The organism is Streptomyces yerevanensis (assembly GCF_000716805.1).
Lineage (GTDB): Bacteria > Actinomycetota > Actinomycetes > Streptomycetales > Streptomycetaceae > Streptomyces > Streptomyces flaveus.
In genome coordinates this window covers 26,918-45,125 of sequence record NZ_JNWJ01000059.1, presented here as the reverse complement: position 1 = coordinate 45,125, position 18,208 = coordinate 26,918, and the positions used below count along the sequence as shown (strand labels likewise).

Here is an 18,208-nt window from a genome sequence, read left to right as displayed (position 1 = left end):
CCGGGCGGTGGGTGATGAAACAGGAACCACCCGAAGGCCGTCGCTCAACAACGGCGGCCAGGCGGGAATCTCCCGGCTTCAGCCGGGAGAGACGTCAATTCCTCACGGGCGTCGCTTCGGTGTCGGCCGGAGCGTAGTGATCCAGGAACATCTCTACTCCCTGTGCGATCAGCCGGTCGGTCAGGTCGGCGTCGAGTTCGGTGCCGTACGTGCTGAAGACCAGGTGCGGATAGAGCAGTAGTGAGTAGAGCTGGATGATCGCCACCTCCAAGTCTGGGATGGCGAGTCGGCCCTTGGCCACGAGCTGTTCCAGTGCGCCTGCCATGGCCGGGTGGTGGTGTCCGGGGGGCTGGTGCTGCCAAGCCCTGCCGAGCTCGGGGAAACGGTGCAGCTCACGTGCGACGAGGTTCCGCATGGCCAGGACGTCGGGGTTGTCGCGGACGCTCGCGACCCAGGCCTGGGTCGCCTCGATGAGGGCCTTGCGCAGGTCGTCGGCCTCCGCGAGCTGATCGATCGCGGCGACCAGGGTTCCGCCGAGAGGGGCGTCGAGCGCATCCGCGATGACGGCGGTGAACAGCGCTTCCTTGCTGCCGAAGTGGTTGTAGATGGTCACCTTGGAGACGCCTGCCCTGGCGGCGATGAGGTCCATGCCGGCCGAGAAGCCTTCCTTGAGGAAGGTCTCGCGCGCGGCGGCGATGATCGCCGCGCGCTTCTGCTCGGCTCGCGCTCCGGAAGGCGGACGCTTGGCGGTGGCTGCCTCGTGATCCATGGCCGTATCTTACTTGGCAACTGAACTGAACTGTTGAGTTCAGTTGAAATGAACTGTACTGTGCAGTTCATGAGTGCTGTCTCTTTCGTTCAGGCGCCGGGCCTGCCGTTCTGCCGCCGCGTAGGCGCTGGCCGGGTGCAGCAGCCGCCGCCCCTGCCGTCCGCGAGGTGCTCACCGTGGGCCCGGCCGGCGATGTTCACCATCACCTCGATCGCCCTGCTCGGCGGGTGCCTCGGCCTTGTCCTTGCGGCATGTCGTGACGATTCCGCCAGCCTTCCTGAGGAGCAGTCATGAGCCACGTACCGGAATCAGCCCACTCGGATCCACACCCGCACGGGTCCTGCTCCTCAGCAGAACACCCGCATCGATGGCGGCTGTTGGCCCTGCTCTGCCTCGCCCAGTTCATGCTGATCGCCGATGTGACCGTCATCAACGTCGCCCTGCCGACCATCGGTGACGACCTCGACCTCGGTGGCTCGGGGCTCACCTGGGTCGTCACGGCGTACACGCTCTTCTTCGGCAGTCTGCTGCTGCTCGGCGGACGGCTTGCGGACGCGATCGGAAAACTACGCTCCTTCGTGGCCGGGTTGACAGTGTTCACCGCTGCGTCCATCGCCTCCGGACTCGCGGTGAGCGGGGAGATGCTCATCGCCGCCCGATCTGCTCAGGGCATCGGTGCGGCACTGATGTCGCCGGCCGCGATGGCGCTCGTCACAGCTCTCTTCCACGGACCCGACCGCAACAAGGCCCTCGGCGTGTGGGCCGCGATCGGCGGTGCCGGATCCGCGGTGGGTGTCCTGCTCGGCGGCGTCTTCGTCTCCGGACCGGGCTGGGAGTGGGTGTTCTTCATCAACGTCCCGGTGGGGCTGGTCGCGCTCTTCGGTGTGCCGGCCTTGTTGGGCAACTCCCGTTCGCTTGTGGCGCCTTCGGGTGTCGGCAGCTCGCTCGATCTGGTGGGTGCGCTTACCCTCACCGCCGCTCCTGGGCTGCTCATCTACGGACTGGTCCGGGCCCGCGACCACGGATTCGACGCACCGGGCGCCTGGCTGCCGCTCATCGGCGCTGTGCTGGCGGCGGCTGTCTTCGTCGCGGTCGAACGGAGGGTGCGTGAACCGCTCGTACGGCTCGCGCTGTTCGCACGTCGCTCGCTCGTCGGTGGCAGCGTGGTGATGCTGGCCGCGTCGGGCCTGTTGATCGCGACCTTCTTCCTCAGCTCCTTCTATGTCCAACATGTCCTGGGCTTCAGCGCGTTGAAGACCGGACTCGTCTTCTTGCCAGTGGCCGTGGCCATCACGCTCGGAGCGCACGCCGCCTCCCATCTCGTCGCCCGGCTGGGCTGGCGGCCGGTCGGCGTTATCGCCTTTGCGCTGACCGCTGCCGGTGCGGCAGTGCTGACCCGTCTGGACGCGGGCAGCGGGGTCTGGACGGACCTCGTGCCTGGATTCGCCCTGTTGTCGCTCGCTCTTGGTACCGCTTTCGTCTGCGCCACCACGGCCGCGATGAACGGCATGCCGCACGAAGACATGGGGCTGGCCTCCGGCCTGGTGAGTACGTCGCACGAGCTCGGCGCGGCGCTCGGCGTCGCCGTCATCTCGACCATCGCCGGAGCGAGCCTGGAAGGCGGCAGGGCAGGGGCGGCGGCCGGGACAGGCGGCTTCGACAACGCTTTCACGGCCTGCGCGATCATTGCCGCCGCGGTCGCCGCCGTTGGCGCGCTGCTGCTGCCGGCGGGACGCCCGGACCCGGCGCAGGGGCCGGTCGTGGCGCACTGAAGGTTTGTCGGCACGGCTTCGGCCGTGCCGACACCATGTAAGGGCAGCCCGGTGTCGAGGGCATCGGGAGGGGCGGATCCCCTGTTCGACTGCCAGCGGGTCTTGAGCATCGTCGCCGCACTTCCGCCCGGCAAACAGGGCGTCGCCTCCGCGCTGAACGACCTCACTCGCGAAATCGGGGGAGTTCTCGGGATCGCTGTCCTCGGCAGTGTCTTCAATGCCCGTTATCGCTCGGACACCGGCGACGCGGTCTCCGCCCTGCCCGCCGCGGCGGCGATGATCGTGCTTCCCCGTCGCCGCTGAGCGCGTCGGCAACGCCCTCCGACAGTGATGCCCCCAAAGTCAGGGTGGGACGGCATGTGCTGTCAGCGGGTGATCGGTGCGGTGAGCACGTCCAGCACAGGTCCGCCGGCGATCCCAAGCCCGAGGGAGACGACTGCGGCGGCGTACGCGACGACGCGCGCCGCACGGTCGCCTTCGGCCGGCTGCGAGGACCCGCCTCGGGATACCGCGGGCACGATCCAGCGCAGGTAGTAGAAGAGGGACGCCACGGTGTTGGCGGCGGCCAGGGCGACGAGCCAGGCGTAGCCGCCGTCGAAGGCGGCGCTGAAGGCTTCGAGTTTGCCGAGGAAGACAGAGGTCGGCGGTGTGCCGACGAGTCCCAGGAGGCAGATGACGAGGCTCGCGGCCAGCAGCGGGTGCTCCTTGGCGAGGCCCCGGTAGTCGTCCAGCGTGTGGGCGCGGGGGAGGGCGCAGACCACGGCGAAGGCGCCGAGGTTGGTGACGGTGTAGGCCGCGAGGTAGTACAGCAGCGCCTGTTGAGCGAGGTCCGAGCGGCCGGCCACGGCCACCGGCATGAGCAGATAGCCGACCTGACTGATCGTCGAGTACGCGAGCAGCCGCTTGACGTCCTGCTGGAAGAACGCACCGAGGTTGCCCAGCGTCATGGACGCGGCGGCTAGTACGGCGATCAGCGCCGGCCAGGGCAGCGGACTGCCCGCGAAGACCGCGTCACCGAGCCGGAAGAGCGCGGCAAGTGCCCCTGTCTTCGGCAGGGTTGTGAGGAGCGCGGCGACCGGGGGACTGCTGCCCTGCACGGCGTCGGGGACCCAGAAGTGCGCCGGCACACCCCCGGCCTTGAACAGCACGCCCGCCAGCAGCCCGATCGCCCCGGTGGCGATCAGCACCTCGGGTGCGTCGCGCAGCGCCTCCCCGAGCATCGGATACGCGGTCCCGCGCCCGGTCGCGTACAGGACGGTGATGCCGGTCAGCATGAGTACGCCGAGCAGGGCGCCGACCACGTAGAACTTGAGGGCGGCTTCGGTGCCCGGCCCGTCCTTGCGGAACCCGGCGAGGGTATAGGCGGGGATGCTCGCCAGCAGGTACGCGGCGGCGAGCAGCAGCAGGTCCTGCGCCCCGGCCATCATCAGCGCGCCGAGGGCGGCCAGCTGCACCAGAACGTAGAACTCGCTCTCCCTCGGATCCGCTCGCAGCGGACCGAAGGACACGCCGAGTACGAGGAGTGTGCCGCCGAGCACGACGATCCGGGACGTGCTGGTCACCGGATCGATGGTGAAGGCGTCACCGAAGGCGGTCCTGGCGGGCTCGGCGGCGGCCACCGCCGCGGCGACGATCCCCGCCACACACGCGACGGCCGCCAGCAGCCCCACGGCCCACTGCCGGGCGCGCGGCAGCCAGGAGCCGAGCAGCAGCCCGAGTACGGCCGAGGCTGCCAGCAGCACCTCGGGGAGGAGGTAGAGGGGGTTCTCGTTCATCTCGGTCATCGGGCGAGCAACTCCAGGACGGACCGCGAGGCCGGCTCGATGACGTCGAGCATGAAGCGGGGCGCCACGCCGAGGACCACGGCCAGCACGAGCAGCGGCACGACGGCGGCGCTCTCGTGCGCCCGGATCTCGGGGAACACCCGCGGCGTACCCGGCGCGTCGGGCAGCCGCAGTGGCCCGGTGAACACCTGCCGCAGCGCGCGCAGGAACAACCCGGCGGTGAGCAGGATGCCGAGCACCGAGAGGGACGTGGCCAGTGGCCGTGGCCCGAGGCTGCCCGTGAAGATCTGGAACTCGGCGATGAAGCCGGAGAAGCCCGGCAGCCCGAGCGAGGCGAAGGCGGCGACGCCCGTCATGGCGGCGAACGCCGGTGCCACGGCGGCGAGTCCGGAGTACGCGCCCATGTCATAGGTACGTCCGCGTTCGTACAGCACGCCCGCGAGCAGAAAAAGCGCACCGGTGAGCAGGCCGTGGCTGACCATCTGTGTCACCGCGCCGGTGACGGCCAGGGACCGGGCCTGCTCGGAACCGTCCGCCGTCGCGGCGGCCGCGCCGACCGCCAGCACGATGTACCCCATGTGGTTCACCGAGGTGTAGGCGACCATCCGCTTGAAGTCGGTCTGCGCGAGGGCCACCAGAGCACCGTGGAGGACCGAGACGACACCGATGACGACGAGGACGATCGCGTAGCGGCGCCAGGCCTCGGGGAGCATCGGCATGGCGATACGTACGAACCCGTACGTGCCCATCTTCAGCAGCACCCCGGCGAGGATCGCCGAACCGGCGGCGGGCGCCTCGACGTGGGCCGGCGGCAGCCAGGTGTGGAAGGGCACCGTCGGCGTCTTCACCGCCAGGCCGACGACGACGGCCAGCAGCACCAGGGCTCCGTAGACGGAGCGCCCGGCGAGCGGGTTCTGCTCCGTCAGCTCCACCATGTCGAAGGTGTGGGGCTCCGCCGCGAGGTAGAGGCCGATGAAGCCGAGCAGCAGGGCGAGTGACCCGATGAAGGTGTAGAGGAAGAACTTCAACGCCGCGCGGGCCGCGTGCCGGTGACCCCATCCGGCGATGACGAAGTACATCGCCACGATGGACAGGTCGAAGAAGACGAAGAAAAGGATCAGGTCGAGGGCCGCGAACAGGCCCAGGCAGGTGGTCTCCAGGAAGAGGAACAGCGCGGCGAACTCGCGGATACGGCGGTTCTCGCGCAGGGAGTACACCGCGCAGGCGAGGAACAGCAGGCCGGTCAGGGCGAGCAGTGGAAGCGACAGCCCGTCGACGCCGACGTGGTAGCCGACGCCGGCGCTGGGGATCCAGTGGGCGCGCTCCTCGTACTGCATCCCTTCCGCGGAGTCGTATCCGGCCCACAGGCCGATGACCAGGGCGAGTTCGACGGCCGACACCGCCACCCAGACGACGCGGAACACCGTCGGTGAGGTGCGGCGCGGCAGGGCGAACAGGAGCAGTGCCACGGCCGTGGGCGCGAAGACGAGGGCGGTCAGCAAGGGGGTCACCTCACGAGGACGAACACGACGGCGAGGACGGTGAAGGCGGCGACGGCCTGGGCGAGGTACTGGTGCAGTTGACCGGTCTGCGGGCGGCGGGACCAGCGTCCGAGGGCCCGGGTCCCGGCGGCGACCGCGCCCACGGTGCCGTCGACGGCCCGCTCCACGACATCGTCCGTCCAGCGTGCGAGCCGTACGGCGGCCGCGGCGGAACCGTCCACGGCGCGGTCGAGGACCCGGTCGTCGAAGGCCGTCGCCGCCCGGGCGAGCCGCATCGTCGGCGCGACGAGGAGGACATGCGCGGCACGTTCGAGGCCCAGCCAGTCACGGAAACCCGTCTTCGCCCGCTGGGGCAGGGGCAGTTGGCGTGAGCCCCAGACCCAGGCGACGGCCGCCGCGAGGAGGGCCAGTGTGCCCGAGAGCGCGAACTCCCAGGGATGCGGGGAGGGTTCGATTCCAGCGGGGAGACCGAGTACGCGCTCCACGCTGTCGCGCAGGGGAGCGAAGGCCAGTGGCGTCAGCGCGACACACGCCAGGGCCAGCAGGACCAGGGGCGCCACCGCTCCGCCGGGGATGGGCCGGGCATCGGGGCGGGACACAGCGGGGCGCCACAGGTACCACAGGACCTTGGCGCTGTAGACCGCGGACAGTACGGCGCCGGCGAGCCCGGTGGCGTACAGCCAGGGGCTGCTCTCCAGAGCGCCGGCGAGCAGGACGTCCTTGGCGGCCCAGAGCGAGAGCGGCGGTAGCCCGGCCAGGGAGAGCGCGGCCACGGTGAAGGCCACACCGGCTGCCGGGTGCCGGCGCGCGGCGCCCATCAGCCCGGGGAGTCGCTGCGTGCCCAGTGCGGTCAACCACGCGCCCGCCCCGAGGAAGAGCAGACTCTTCGCCCCCGCGTGGGCGATGAGCTGGAGTGTGCCGCCAGAAGCGGCATGAGCCCCCGCCGCGAGCACCATGAAGCCGATCTGCGCGCACGTCGACGCGGCGAGCAGCTGCTTGAGATCGGTCTGCGCCACCGCGACGAGCCCGAGGAAGAGGGCGGTGGCCGCGCCGGTCCACGCGACCACGTCGTCACCCCAGCCGGAAGCGTCCAGTAGCGGCCCGGTCCGCAGCAGCAAGTACGCCCCGGCGACGACCATGGTCGCCGAGTGCAGCAGCGCGGACACCGGGCTCGGACCCTGCATGGCCTTCGACAGCCAGAAGCTGAAAGGCAGTTGGGCGGACTTGCCGAAGGCGGCGACGATCAGGCCCGCGGCGACGAAGGACAGCCACGGCTCCTCGGCGCGCGCCAGCCCGTCGAGTGACAGCGCCGAGTCATGACCGCTCGCGAGCGCCGCGCCCGCCGCCAGATAGAGGCCGAGGTCAGCGGTACGGGTGGTGAGGAACGCGGTGTCGGCCGCGCTCGTACGCTCCGGATCCCGCCACCAGTAGCCGATCAGCGCCCACGAGGTGGCGCCCATGACCTCCCAGCCCATCAGCAGGACGGGCAGGGTCGTGGCGGTCACCGTGACGAGCATGCTCCCTGCGAACAGCAGCATCAGCCCGAAGAAGCGCGCCCGCGCCTCGCCCGCCCCGAACTCCGCCGCGCTGAAGAGGAGTACGGCGAGCGTGACCGCGGTGATCGTGACGGCCAGCAGTCCGGACAGCCCGTCCACCGCGAACCGCACCGGCAGTCCGTCGAGGAACGGCGCCCGCGCGGACGGATGCCGGAACGCCGCGGCGACGGCCAGCCCCAGGGCGGCGACCGCGGCAGCGAGCGCCATGCCCGGCGCGGCACGATCGGCCCGCCGCCCGACCATCAGGAGCAGCGCACCGGCACCGAGCGGCAGGACGACCAGCGCCCACATCAGGGCGCTCACTCCTTCAACTCCGCCGCCATGTCGGTCATGTCGACCTCCCGCGACCGGAACAGCGCGGTGACCACGGCGAACCCGACCGCCATCTCCAACGCCATCGCCGTGACCGCCAGGACGATCAGCACCTGACCGTCGGCCGCCGCAGGCGCGATGTAGTGCCAGGCGGCCGCGGCGGCCAGGATGACCCCGCCCAGCATCAGCTCGAGCCCCATCATCAGCATCACGATCGACTGCTGGGTGAGAGCCCCGAACAGGCCGACGCAGAACAGCGCCGCGGCCACCAGCAGAAGCAGTTCCAGAGTCACCGGCCGACACCGCCCCGTACGGGATCGTCCGCGTGCCGTGCCCGCAGATCGTCGCCCAGCCGGTCGTACCGCCCCCGTCGGGTGGCCAGCACCACCGTGGCGACGATCGTCGCGAACAGCGCCAGGCCGAGCGTCATCATGGTGAGCATCTGCGGGCCCATCAGGGACATGCCGAGTTCCATGGTCGGATCGGCAGGGGCCTTGCCCCGGCGCGCGGGCCAGGGAGCCAGCAGGATTCCGGCGGCCAGAAGCGCGAAGACCAGACCGCAGACGACGGCCGCGCCCTTCTTGTTGTGCATCATCGTCATCGGCATGAGCCCGGCCGGGTTCATCATGTACATCACCATGAAGACCGCCATGATGGCCATCTCGATGGTCATCATCAGCACGATGACGATGCCCAGATAGTCGAGCCCCAGCAGGATGACCAGACCGCCCACACACAGCAGCGAGGTCAGCAGGGAGAACGTCGCTCTGGCCATGGAGTCGAAGCGGAACACCCACACGCCGCTGACGACCGCAAGGACGGCCAGGATCCAGAAGACCGCGACATCCATTTGCGTACGTCACCTCGCTCTCGTCACGGAGTTCACGGAGTTCATGGAGTTCATGGAGTTCATGGAGTTCACCGGTTCAGCACCACCACGGCCACCACCAGCGCCTGAGCGATGGCGAGCGGGGTCAGCACGACCCAGGCCAGCTCCAGATAGCGCTCCATGCGCAGGGTGGGAATCCTGCGCCGGGCCCAGACCAGGAAGGCCAGCACGGCGGCCGTCTTGAGTAGGGTCCATGCCCAGCCGGGCAGCAGTGGCCCGTGCCCGCCGCCGAGGAAGAGCGGCACGCTGAACGCCGCTGCCACGACCAGCAGCAGCCATCGGCCGCCGAGGAAGAGCACGCGGTCCGCGCCCGACAGTTCGGCGGCCGCACCGCCCGCCACGTCCTGTCCGGCGGGCTGGTCGAACGGACCCCAGAAGGCCATCGCCATGGCGCTGAGCAGATAGATCCCGAAGGCCGCCGGCATCCACACCGCGAACCACAACTCCGCCTGGACGTCGACGACTTCGCCGACCCGCAGCGACTCCGCCCCGAGCGCGGCCGTGGTGATGGCCAGCATGTGCGGGAGCTCGTACGCCAGCCCCTGTGCGAGGAAGCGGTAGCCGCCGATGAGCGAGAGGGTCGAGTTCGGCCCCCAGCCCGCCAGCCACACCGCTGCCCAGGCCAGCGCCTCCATCGCGTTGAACCAAACGATCCCGTCCGGCAGATCGCTCACCGACCGGAAGCCGAGCGGCAGTACGACGGCGGCCAGGACCGCGGCGACGGGAAGCAGGGCCGCACCGATGCGGGCGAGCGGTACATCGGACGCGCGCGTCCGCCGCGGCTGCTGCACCAGCTGCCGCAGTACCTCACGGCCGGGACCTGCCGCCCGTACGGCCACCTCGCGGAGTGACGCGGGCCGCCCGGTCCGAGCACCGGCCGCGAGTACGGCATCGACGCCGGCCGTCACCAGCGCCACCGCGACCAGGAGGGCAGGCAGGACGAAGACCGCCCACAGCGGCGTGCGTTCAGCCATGGAGCATCCCTGCAGCCGGTACGTGCGCGAGCTCGTCGGGGTCCGGGTCCAGGCTCGCGACGATGATCCGCGCGCACGCGAACTCGATGCCCTCGAGCAGGCCGGGCAGGACGTCCAGCAGCGCCTGCGACGGGGGCACGGGCCCGTCGACGCGCCCGCGGGGCCCGATGGCCTCGGCCCCGTCCAGGTCCAGCGTCTCGGTGTCGTCGCAGGCCGCCGCGCTCCGCCCGACCGCGTCGAGCCACACGAGCATGCGGCTGTGCGCATCGCCGTCAGCGACCAGGGCCGGTCCGGTCACTCCGGCGTGACGCGCCTGCCCCGTACGCAGTACCCCGAGCCCCGTCGTGAGTCGGCGCAGGGTCCACGAGCGCTCGGCCCGACGGATCAAGGGACGTACGAGAGAGGTGAGTTCGGCGGCGTCGGCCCCAGCCAGGGCTCGATCGCGTACGTACCGGGTACGGGCGGCCATGTCGGCCCACCCGGCCACGGCGAAGAACCTGCCCAGGCTGTCCAGATGCGCCGCACACAGCCGTCGTGCCGCGTCGCCCTTCGAGACACGTTCACCGGCGGCGGTCCGCAGCCAGGGTTCGTCCCAGAAGTCCCAGGAGGGGGGACGCGGAGACGGCGGAACGGGCACCGTCTCGACGGTCACCTCCTGAACGACGTCACCCTGCAGAGCCATACGCAGAATCAGCCCCGCGGGCCAGTCGGCGAGCGCGGGCCCGAGCGGCACGTGCAGCCGGTCGAGCCTCAACCCGTCCCGGTCATCGGCCCGGTCGGCCATGGGCAAGCCATCCACGAGACCGCCCATGTCGTGGCCGGCGTGCCCGTGATGTCCACCGTGCATGTCGTGACCGCCATGCATGTCGTGGTCGCCGTGCGCCTCGTCTCCGCCGTGCATGTCGTGACCGCCATGCTCGTCGTGTGCCTCGTGTGCCTCGTGTGCCTCGTGTGCCTCGTGTGCCTCGTGTGCCTCGTGTGCCTCGTGTGCCTCGTGTGCCTCGTGTGCACGATGCATGTCATGACCGTCGTGCTCATCATGCGTCTCGTGTCCGGTGTGCATGTCGTGATCGCCGTGGTCACCGTGTACCTCGTGCCCGCCGTGCTCTGCGTGCTCGTCCGCCTCCGGCCGCTCGCCATGCCCGGCGTCCGCACCATGATCATGGTCCGAGGTTTCGGCCGGGCCTCGGAGTTGGCCGTGCGCAAGCTCGGTCAGTCCGCGATCGAGGGCGTCGGCGGTGCGGTCGGGATGCGTGACCTCCACTCGGGCTTTGGGTGCCGGAATGGCGTGCCACAGGTTCTCGACCCAGTCACTCTCCTCGGCCTCGCGATCACCCAGGACCACCAGCAGGTCCGCCGCCGCTGGAGCGCTCACACTCGGCCATCCGCGACGCGCCAACTCCGCCTCGACGGCGAGCCGCTCCCGCGTGGCACTGGGACAGACCGCGAGCAGAACTCCCGGCCGGGACACGGCCGTTCGTAGCAGCCTGCGCCTCAACTCCACCGGAACGCCCCTTCCCGCCAGGCGTATCCGACACCCGCGAGCAGCACGCCCAGGAAGAGGAACATCTCGACGACCGCGGTCGTGCCGACGGCCGAGACGACCTTTGTCCACGGGTACATGAAGAGCATCTCCATGTCGAACGCGAGGAAGACCATCGTGACGGGGTACCAGCGCACGTGGAACCGGGAAAGGGGATGCTCCCGCGGTTCGAGACCTCCGCTGAACGGGCCGGTGTGCAGCGGCTCGCGGACGGCCCGCAGTGTGATGGAGAGGGCGTGCAGCAGAACGACGGCTGCGACGACGAGCACGAGCAGGATCAGTACCGGTTGCCAGTCGGATGTCTGCACACGGCCCCCTTGTCGACGATTGCTCCCGACGGTTACCCCTTCGGCAACGTGGCAGCCAACCGTGACGTGCGGAACGTACGACACCAGGGCTGACGAGGTGCTTCGCTCCGGCGTCAACTGCCTCCAGCGGTGGTGTCCGTCAACGGCGTACGCCGTGCCAGCCCTCCAGAGCCGGTGCCCACGGGCCAGGATCGCCAGGTGAGTGATGGTGATACGACGGGAAGTTAGCATACCCCCTCCGGGTACACCAGGACGGCTGTGCCCGGTGGAGCGGCCATCACGAAGGCACGGCGCAGACGTTCGCGGTGCGGCGCAACCGCCGGACCAGCGCGTGGACGAGCAAAGCTATCGACGCCACGGCGAGCGCCGGCTGCACCGGCGCAAAGTACGCCAGGGCGCCGGCTCTGGTGTGTGCTGACCAGGCGGGCTATGGCATAGGCGATCGTGCCGAGAATCAGGCCGCAGGCCCACGCCTGTCGGGCAGGCCAGGAGGAGTAGTGGATACAGGAATTGAGGCATCGGGCCTCCCGGGTGGGCCGTGGGTCGCTCGCCGAGCCCGCTAAAGAATCTACTAAGGAGTTTAGGTAATTGGGAAGGTCGGCGCCAGCCTGGCGTATGACGTTCCGGAATGTGGAGATCTGCTCACCAGATGTCAAGAGAGCTTGCGGCCACCGCTCGGTCCCTCGAAGGGGGCTGCCCTTCTGAAGGACCGTGCGGTGGCCGTCGAGTCGCCCGTGTCCACGGCGGTATCACACAGTTCCAATGGCCTCCTAGGTGCTCACGGATTCGTCCCGCGGCCGGGCAGCGGGCTCGTGCGTCCGCCGGCCGTTCGTGGACCTGCTGCCGCGCATGAGCAGTGCTGTCAGCAGGCCACCGGCGGCCGCGATGGCGGCGGCTGCCAGGAACGCGGCGCTGAATCCATCGGTGAGGGTCGGCAGGTCGCCGAGTTCGCCCGCACCCTGTGACGTGGCGAGCGCCGTGAGCGCGGCCAGGCCGAGGGCGGAGCCCACCTGGTAGGTGGTGTTGACGATGCCGGAGGCCAGGCCCGCCTGCTCCTGGGGTACGCCCGACATGGCGGCCATCATCGCCGGGATGTACGCCAGTGACATGCCGAGCGCGGCCACCAGCGAGGCCGGCAGGACATCCACCACGAACGTGCCGGTCGGCTCTACGGCGGCCAGCCACAGCAGGCCCGCGGCGAGGACGAACAAGCCTCCCACGATCAGCGGCTTCGGGCCGAAGCGGCCGAGTAGTCGCGCGGTGACCATCGTCATGAAGAGCATCAGCAGACCGGTCATCGGCAGCAGCGCGGCGCCGCTGGCGAAGGCCCCGTAGCCGAGTACCTGCTGCAGGTAGAGGTTGAGGAAGTACCACATCGGGATCCAGGCCGCGCCGAGCAGCGTCATCGCCAGGTTCGACGGGGCGAGGCCAGGGGTGCGCCACACGCCGAGAGGCATCAGCGGCGCCTTGATCGAGCGCTGGATGACGAGGAACAGGCCGAGCAGCAAGGCGGCGCCGATCAGCTCCAGGACGGTCTGACCCGCGCCCCAGCCCACCTCGGGGGCCCGGACGACGGCGAACACCGCGAGCGCGAGACCGGCCGTGACGGACGCTGCACCGAGAACGTCGATGGCGCCGCGTCGGCTCGCGACCGACGGCAACAGTCCGGTGGCCAGCAGGGTGGCGACGCCGATCGGGATGTAGATGATGAACACCCAGGGCCAGCTGGCCCATTCGGTGAAGACGCCGCCGAGGAAGACGCCCGCGGTGCCGCCGGCCGGGGCGGCTGCGCCGTAGAGCGCGAGGGCCTTGCCGAGTTCCCTCGGGTCGTGGCTGAAGAGCATCATCAGCAGGGTCATGGAGGCAGGTGCGATGAGCGCGCCGCCCACGCCCTGGACGGCGCGGCCCAGGACTTCCGCCCAGGCGGTCGTCGCGGCTGCGGCCACTACGGAGCCGGCGATCAGTACGGTCCAGCCGCTTACGAAGATCCGTCGGGCGCCGAGCAGGTCGGAGAGTCGGCCGCCGAGGAGCAGTAGGCCGCCGAAAGCGATGACGTACGCGTTGAACACCCACTGGAGATCGCCCTGGGAGAAGCCGAGATCGCGCTGCATCTCGGGCAGGGCCACGCCGATGATTGAGGTGTCCATGATGACCATGAACTGGGCGGTGGCGAGCACGAGGAGTGCCCACCAGCGCCGGGGGCTGACGGTTGACATGAGGTTTCCCTCCCTCTCTCTATACCCCTAGGGGGTATGACGGGAAGGCAAGTTAGCATACGGGTGGGGGGTATGTAAGGGGGCTAGTGCTGTTTTCTTGTTACCCCCTAGGGGTATGCTCCGCTGTATGGGTATCGGAGAGCTGCCGCTGACTACCTCGAGCCGCTCCTGCCGTTCGGTATGCGGGGTGGGGTCTGCCGAAATCGTCCTGCTCAAGAGGATGTTGGGGCTGTGTCTGAGACTGCGGCTCGTCGTGTCCGGTGACTGCGCAAGGAACACCGGCTGACATGCCGAGCGGGGCCCCAGGAGGCGAGGTAGGCGTAGCCCTTGTGGACACCGATGTCGGCGATCTTGCCTTCTACCACGTTGCTCAGCTTGAGTTTGCTGACCAACCGGACGTTCTTCTGAGTGGCAGGCAGATGTCCTTCGCTGCCGCCGTGTTGGTCGTGGCCGTCAGCTGAGCGCGGCGAGCGTGCCGATGGATGCCAGCGTGTCCATGGTGGCGGCGCCGTGGCGGGTGTTCGTCCAGGCGGCCTTGTGGAAGGGGAAGGCGCCCCAGACGACGACCGGAGCGGCCAGCGTCAGCGACAGCCGCTGCCAGTTGTCGAACTGCAGGGCCGGCACCATCGCCATCAGGACCACGGGCACGGTGAGAACCAGTGACACGTACAGACGTTGCCGGAGGGGCAGCAGTTCACCGTCCGCCGCCGGAGCGGCCTGCGCCTCCTGGGCCTCGCCTGCGGTGCCGGACGCGGGCAGGGGCGGCTCCTCGGCGGTGTAGCCGGTCTTCTCGACGGTGGCGATGAGGTCGGTGACCTCGGCGCCTTCCGGGAACGAGACCTTCGCCTTCTCGGTGGCGTAGTTGACGGTCGCCGTGACGCCGCCCATGCGGTTGAGCTTCTTCTCGATGCGGGCCGCGCACGAGGCGCAGGTCATGCCGCCGATGGAGAGCTCGACCTCGGAGGTGGGGGCGGGTGCTGTGTCGGGGACTGCCTTCTCGGGAGCCGTGCTGGTCATGGGCGCATTTCCAGGGGCGAGGCCGGGACGTACGGCGTCCGTATCAGCGGAGCGGTACGTCCCGGCGGGGAAGAATCGCGTGTCCGGGGCCGGGGCCCCGGAGGCGGTAGTCAGACGCGGCCGACGAGTTCGTAGCCGGCCTCGTCGACGGCGGCGCGGACGGCCGCCTCGTCGAGCGGCGCGGCGGAGGTGACGGTGACCTCGCCGGTCTTGGCGACGGCCTTGACCGCGGTGACGCCGTCCAGAGCGGATACCTCCTGGGAGACGGAGCTCTCGCAGTGGCCGCAGGTCATGCCGGACACCTTGTAGGTGGTGGTGACACCGGCGCCCTCGATGTCGACCGTGGCGCCGGAACCGCAGGAGCCGCAGCAAGAGCCGGAGCTGGAGCTGGAGTTCGTCTGGGTGGTCATGGCTACTTCCTCGGAGTGTGGGTGTGTGGACTGCTTTCAGGGAGGGGTGTTGTCCCCGGCCCTGTCCGCGACATCGAACACTATACCCCCTAGGGGTATCTCCGTAACCTGTGGGGCTGCATACACGGTCGGTCCAGCCGGTTTCTGTCTCGCCAACCGTTGAGTAGATGTCGCGGCCCGCGATGACACCCGCTGCGAAAAGGGCTGTCGCTGCCGAAGCGGAGGATTCTGGTGGCTGCTCGCCGAGCCGGTACTGGACCGGGCGGTGAACTCAAGGCGGCTTGCGAGGGTGCGAGGGGTACGAAACCCGCCGCGGCCGAGATCTTCTCCCGTTCCACGCAGGACGCGGGTCTGCAGGTGACAGCCGTCCTCACCTCTTCGCCGTGGAGTACGCGATCCTGCATTGCCGGGGTTCGGACGAGGCGCCCTGGCGGCGGTCGTTGGCGGGTGCTGCCCTTCCTCCGTTCCCCGTCCAACCGCCGAATGCGAAACGGCTTCGCGGATGCCGGCCCCTGTTGAGCGATACAGGTCCCTGCCGAGCTGTACGAGCCTGTGCTGAGGCCACTCCGTGGGGCGTGATGCCGATCACGGTGCCGCGCTCGCCCATGCGCGGCGTCGTCCTACCGGTCGGCGACGACTCGACCGGCTTTCACGCGGCCATCATCAGCAGCATCGCGGACATGGTCGCGCCCATGCCGATATGCGCTGCCAGCGCCGCGTCGTGCGCGGCTCCGAGTTTGCGGCGCCGCCCGTGGCCTGACCGCTGGCCCGTCCTGGTCCTGTCCCACACCGAGAGCGTCAGCGACGCCAGGTAGACGAGCACGGTGTCCGGCATGGCGAGCAGCCAGCGGCCCCAGCCTCCCCGGGAGCCGGCACCCCGACCACCTCGCCGCGTGCCCCGGATCCTCGCCCACACGGACGCGCCGATCGACAGCAGGAAGTAGACGGCGAGAGCCGCGACCACGAAGCGCCATACAGAACTGGATCCGGCGGAGGAACCGGCGTCGGCCGCGGCGTTCGTCATGCCCGGCATGTCCATTCCGTGCATGGACCCCATGTCGTGCGTGGACTCCATGCCGTGCGTGTGATCCATGCCCTCCATCTCGTGCGTGCTCGTCGCGCTCGCCGTGTTCTCCATGCCCGGCATGTGGGCCATGGAGTGCCCGCCGCCCAGCGCGAGCACCGGACCGGACGACGTGCTCGTCATGGCCAGCGTCATGATCACCATGCCGAAGCTACCGACGATCAGGTGCACCCAGTGACGGCCGTGCTTCCACCCCCCAGTGCGCGCGTGCTTGACCGCCATCGCCACACCCCCGAGCCCGAGGATGCCGAACGCCACCGCCCACCACATGCCGTAGCCCGCGTACCAGCCGACCGTCGCCGGCAGGGCCATGGCCGCCATGCACAGCCCCATCAGCAGGTCGCCGCCCGCCGCGAACCGGGTCTCACCGCTGGTGGTCGCCATCCGGACCGCGCTGACGGCGGCCACCAGGGCGGAGACCAACGCGATGGCCCAACTGAGCGCGAGGATTCCCATCTTCACCTTCCCGTTCGTTCGAGCCGGCGGGCCTGCGCTGCTGGCGCCGCCTCGTCGTACGAAGCACCGCGAGGCGCCACGTGGGGCGTTAACTGCTAGTGCCCTTAGTACGTTTCGGAGTCGGAGGGCGTTCAGGCGGCCGGTGGGATTGCGTACCGCGGTCCGGTCGACGGCTTGTAGGAGTACCGGAACGGCCTGCGGCCGGACGGCCTCAACCGAAGTCGTTGACCTGGTCGACCGTCCTGGGGCCGGTGTCGGCCCTTCCCGGGAGACCTTGATGAAGACCTGGCCGAAGACAGCTGGCTTCGCCGCGACGCTCGCCGTCGTGTTCGGCGCGGCATACGGCGTGGGCAGCCTCGCCGGATCCGACGACGCGGATACCGAACCGGGTACGCAGACCGGCCGTGAGACCGAGGGGGCGGAGGCCGGCGGCGCGGACGACGCCGCAGAAGTACCCGAGGGGCTGCAGGTCTCGGCCCACGGCTACTCGGTCGACCTGAAGACCCCGCGGATCGAGCGCGGGCGCAGCGCCGAGATCCGGTTCGCCATCCTCGACGCGCAGGGGCGGCCGGTCACCGATGCCGATGCCGATGACATGGTGTGAGCGGGACTGTGACTGCTGGCGCTGCCCCAGTCTGCGCGCCCAGCGAAGCCGCGGCCGGCTCCGACTGCCCGGGCTGGTCGAGGGCGCCTTTTCCTCGCGGCGGACGACCGGGACTGTTCTCAGGAAGTACTAAGGTGATTCGTGCTTCCGCTGCCGCATCGACGGCACAGCGGACCCCGGTCGCGCTCGCGCGCGACCGGACGATGAGCGTGGCCGTGGATGGTGCGACAGGAAGCAGCGCGCAAGTGCTGGCACCGCCCGCGGCCACGTCTCGGACGAACTCCAGACCTTGTTGGGCGACGGCCCCGGGGTTGCCGGTAGCGGCCTCAAGGTCGACCTGACCGGGCGGGATTGCCATCTCGCTGATGCCGGCGCTCCTGTTGGGGCTCGGTCCTTGCCCGCGGGCGGACTCGTCGTACGGAGGGCTCCGGGCCGAGAAAGATCTCATCGGGCCGTGAAGCCGCAAGTACCCCCGGGGGGTAGGATGCGACTCCGGTGACCAGTCGGCACGGCACAGGTGGAACTCATGGCGATACGGGCGGCTCACAGCGGCGGCATGGCCGTCCGCTGGGCGTACGGGGTGTTCCTCACCCTGTGCGTCGCGCTGGCCGTGCTCGTCCATCACGAGACGTCCATGACGTCCGCCTCGCCCATGTCCGGCTCTGCTCGCATGCCGGCTTCCGCCCACGCGACTCAGGCGATGGCGCACACGGGTCATGTGATGGCGGGCGAGGCAACACCCTCCGCCTCGGAAACGTCCAGGCACGGCGTGGATTCCGGCGCCTGCGCCATGTCCGGTATGCAGCACTGCGCCACGGCGAGTGTCGGTTCCGTTCAGCTGGCCGCGCCAGGCCAGAGCGCGTTCGACCCGCCCGCGGACCTGGAGCGTGCCGTGGCAGGGCGTGCCCCCACCGGTACGGTCGGCCGTGCCCCGCCCGATCTGTCCGTCCTCTCGCAACTGCGCATATAGGCCGCGCCGGACGGCGCGCGATGTGCCGTCCCTCCGCGACCA

At 69.8% G+C, this 18,208-nt stretch carries 17 protein-coding genes and 1 pseudogene; 5 read left to right on the top strand and 13 right to left on the bottom strand.

Features of this window, described 5'->3' with window-relative positions; translation table 11 throughout:
* Positions 1 to 94: 94 nt before the first annotated feature.
* Positions 95 to 769, bottom strand: a complete 675-nt coding sequence (locus OP79_RS39380; RefSeq protein WP_033327522.1) for a TetR/AcrR family transcriptional regulator — start codon at positions 767 to 769, stop codon at positions 95 to 97.
* 290 nt (positions 770 to 1,059) lie between these two features.
* On the opposite strand from OP79_RS39380, the gene OP79_RS39370 reads away from it, so the two are divergent.
* Both OP79_RS39370 and OP79_RS39365 read left to right on the top strand, forming a co-directional pair.
* On the top strand, positions 1,060 to 2,541 hold the full coding sequence (locus tag OP79_RS39370) for an MFS transporter (RefSeq protein WP_033327519.1): 1,482 nt from the start codon (positions 1,060 to 1,062) through the stop codon (positions 2,539 to 2,541).
* Between the two features lie 102 nt (positions 2,542 to 2,643).
* Positions 2,644 to 2,844 carry a hypothetical protein gene (locus OP79_RS39365; protein WP_033327517.1) on the top strand — a complete coding sequence of 67 codons (201 nt, stop codon included), beginning with the start codon at positions 2,644 to 2,646 and terminating at the stop codon, positions 2,842 to 2,844.
* A gap of 62 nt (positions 2,845 to 2,906) precedes the next feature.
* Here the strand turns inward: OP79_RS39365 and OP79_RS39360 are convergent, their stop codons facing one another.
* The 7 genes from OP79_RS39360 to OP79_RS55570 form a co-directional block, all read right to left on the bottom strand.
* Positions 2,907 to 4,325 carry an NADH-quinone oxidoreductase subunit N gene (locus OP79_RS39360; RefSeq protein ID WP_033327515.1) on the bottom strand — a complete coding sequence of 473 codons (1,419 nt, stop codon included), beginning with the start codon at positions 4,323 to 4,325 and terminating at the stop codon, positions 2,907 to 2,909.
* Positions 4,322 to 5,827: a complex I subunit 4 family protein gene (locus tag OP79_RS39355; RefSeq protein WP_211270944.1), complete on the bottom strand. Its 1,506-nt coding sequence runs from the start codon at positions 5,825 to 5,827 to the stop codon at positions 4,322 to 4,324. The genes OP79_RS39360 and OP79_RS39355 overlap by 4 nt, the downstream gene beginning before the upstream one ends.
* Positions 5,828 to 5,832: 5 nt before the next feature.
* Entirely contained in the window at positions 5,833 to 7,686 is a 1,854-nt protein-coding gene (locus OP79_RS39350) for an NADH-quinone oxidoreductase subunit 5 family protein (RefSeq protein ID WP_033327511.1), read from the bottom strand.
* A complete protein-coding gene (locus OP79_RS39345; protein WP_033327509.1) occupies positions 7,683 to 7,988 on the bottom strand; it encodes an NADH-quinone oxidoreductase subunit NuoK in 306 nt (101 codons plus the stop codon). Before OP79_RS39345 ends, OP79_RS39350 begins: the two co-directional genes overlap by 4 nt.
* A complete protein-coding gene (locus tag OP79_RS39340) occupies positions 7,985 to 8,545 on the bottom strand; it encodes an NADH-quinone oxidoreductase subunit J (protein ID WP_033327507.1) in 561 nt (186 codons plus the stop codon). The genes OP79_RS39345 and OP79_RS39340 overlap by 4 nt, the downstream gene beginning before the upstream one ends.
* Before the next feature lie 68 nt (positions 8,546 to 8,613).
* The gene (locus tag OP79_RS39335; RefSeq protein ID WP_033327505.1) at positions 8,614 to 9,558 is read right to left on the bottom strand and encodes an NADH-quinone oxidoreductase subunit H; all 945 of its coding nucleotides are present in this window, start codon (positions 9,556 to 9,558) and stop codon (positions 8,614 to 8,616) included.
* The gene (locus tag OP79_RS55570) at positions 9,551 to 10,576 is read right to left on the bottom strand and encodes a hypothetical protein (RefSeq protein ID WP_342669576.1); all 1,026 of its coding nucleotides are present in this window, start codon (positions 10,574 to 10,576) and stop codon (positions 9,551 to 9,553) included. The genes OP79_RS39335 and OP79_RS55570 overlap by 8 nt, the downstream gene beginning before the upstream one ends.
* Before the next feature lie 3 nt (positions 10,577 to 10,579).
* On the opposite strand from OP79_RS55570, the gene OP79_RS58320 reads away from it, so the two are divergent.
* Positions 10,580 to 11,041, top strand: coding sequence for a hypothetical protein (locus OP79_RS58320; RefSeq protein WP_106972594.1), 462 nt, complete (start codon positions 10,580 to 10,582; stop codon positions 11,039 to 11,041).
* A gap of 11 nt (positions 11,042 to 11,052) precedes the next feature.
* Here OP79_RS58320 and OP79_RS57450 read toward each other — a convergent pair whose 3' ends face one another.
* The 5 genes and pseudogenes from OP79_RS57450 to OP79_RS39305 form a co-directional block, all read right to left on the bottom strand.
* Positions 11,053 to 11,409, bottom strand: coding sequence for an NADH-quinone oxidoreductase subunit A (locus tag OP79_RS57450; RefSeq protein ID WP_033327502.1), 357 nt, complete (start codon positions 11,407 to 11,409; stop codon positions 11,053 to 11,055).
* Positions 11,410 to 12,179: 770 nt separating this feature from the next.
* Positions 12,180 to 13,625: an MFS transporter gene (locus OP79_RS39320; RefSeq protein WP_033327500.1), complete on the bottom strand. Its 1,446-nt coding sequence runs from the start codon at positions 13,623 to 13,625 to the stop codon at positions 12,180 to 12,182.
* A gap of 462 nt (positions 13,626 to 14,087) precedes the next feature.
* A pseudogene (locus OP79_RS39315) lies at positions 14,088 to 14,642 on the bottom strand (cation transporter); the annotation flags it as partial.
* 110 nt (positions 14,643 to 14,752) lie between these two features.
* Positions 14,753 to 15,052, bottom strand: a complete 300-nt coding sequence (locus OP79_RS39310; protein ID WP_033327495.1) for a heavy-metal-associated domain-containing protein — start codon at positions 15,050 to 15,052, stop codon at positions 14,753 to 14,755.
* Positions 15,053 to 15,701: 649 nt separating this feature from the next.
* A complete protein-coding gene (locus OP79_RS39305; RefSeq protein WP_245685604.1) occupies positions 15,702 to 16,592 on the bottom strand; it encodes a DUF5134 domain-containing protein in 891 nt (296 codons plus the stop codon).
* Positions 16,593 to 16,869: 277 nt separating this feature from the next.
* Between OP79_RS39305 and OP79_RS39300 the strand changes: the two genes are divergently transcribed.
* Both OP79_RS39300 and OP79_RS39295 read left to right on the top strand, forming a co-directional pair.
* Positions 16,870 to 17,196: a hypothetical protein gene (locus tag OP79_RS39300; protein ID WP_033327491.1), complete on the top strand. Its 327-nt coding sequence runs from the start codon at positions 16,870 to 16,872 to the stop codon at positions 17,194 to 17,196.
* A 526-nt stretch (positions 17,197 to 17,722) separates the two neighbouring features.
* Positions 17,723 to 18,166, top strand: a complete 444-nt coding sequence (locus OP79_RS39295) for a DUF6153 family protein (RefSeq protein ID WP_033327488.1) — start codon at positions 17,723 to 17,725, stop codon at positions 18,164 to 18,166.
* The last annotated feature ends 42 nt before the right edge of the window (positions 18,167 to 18,208 follow it).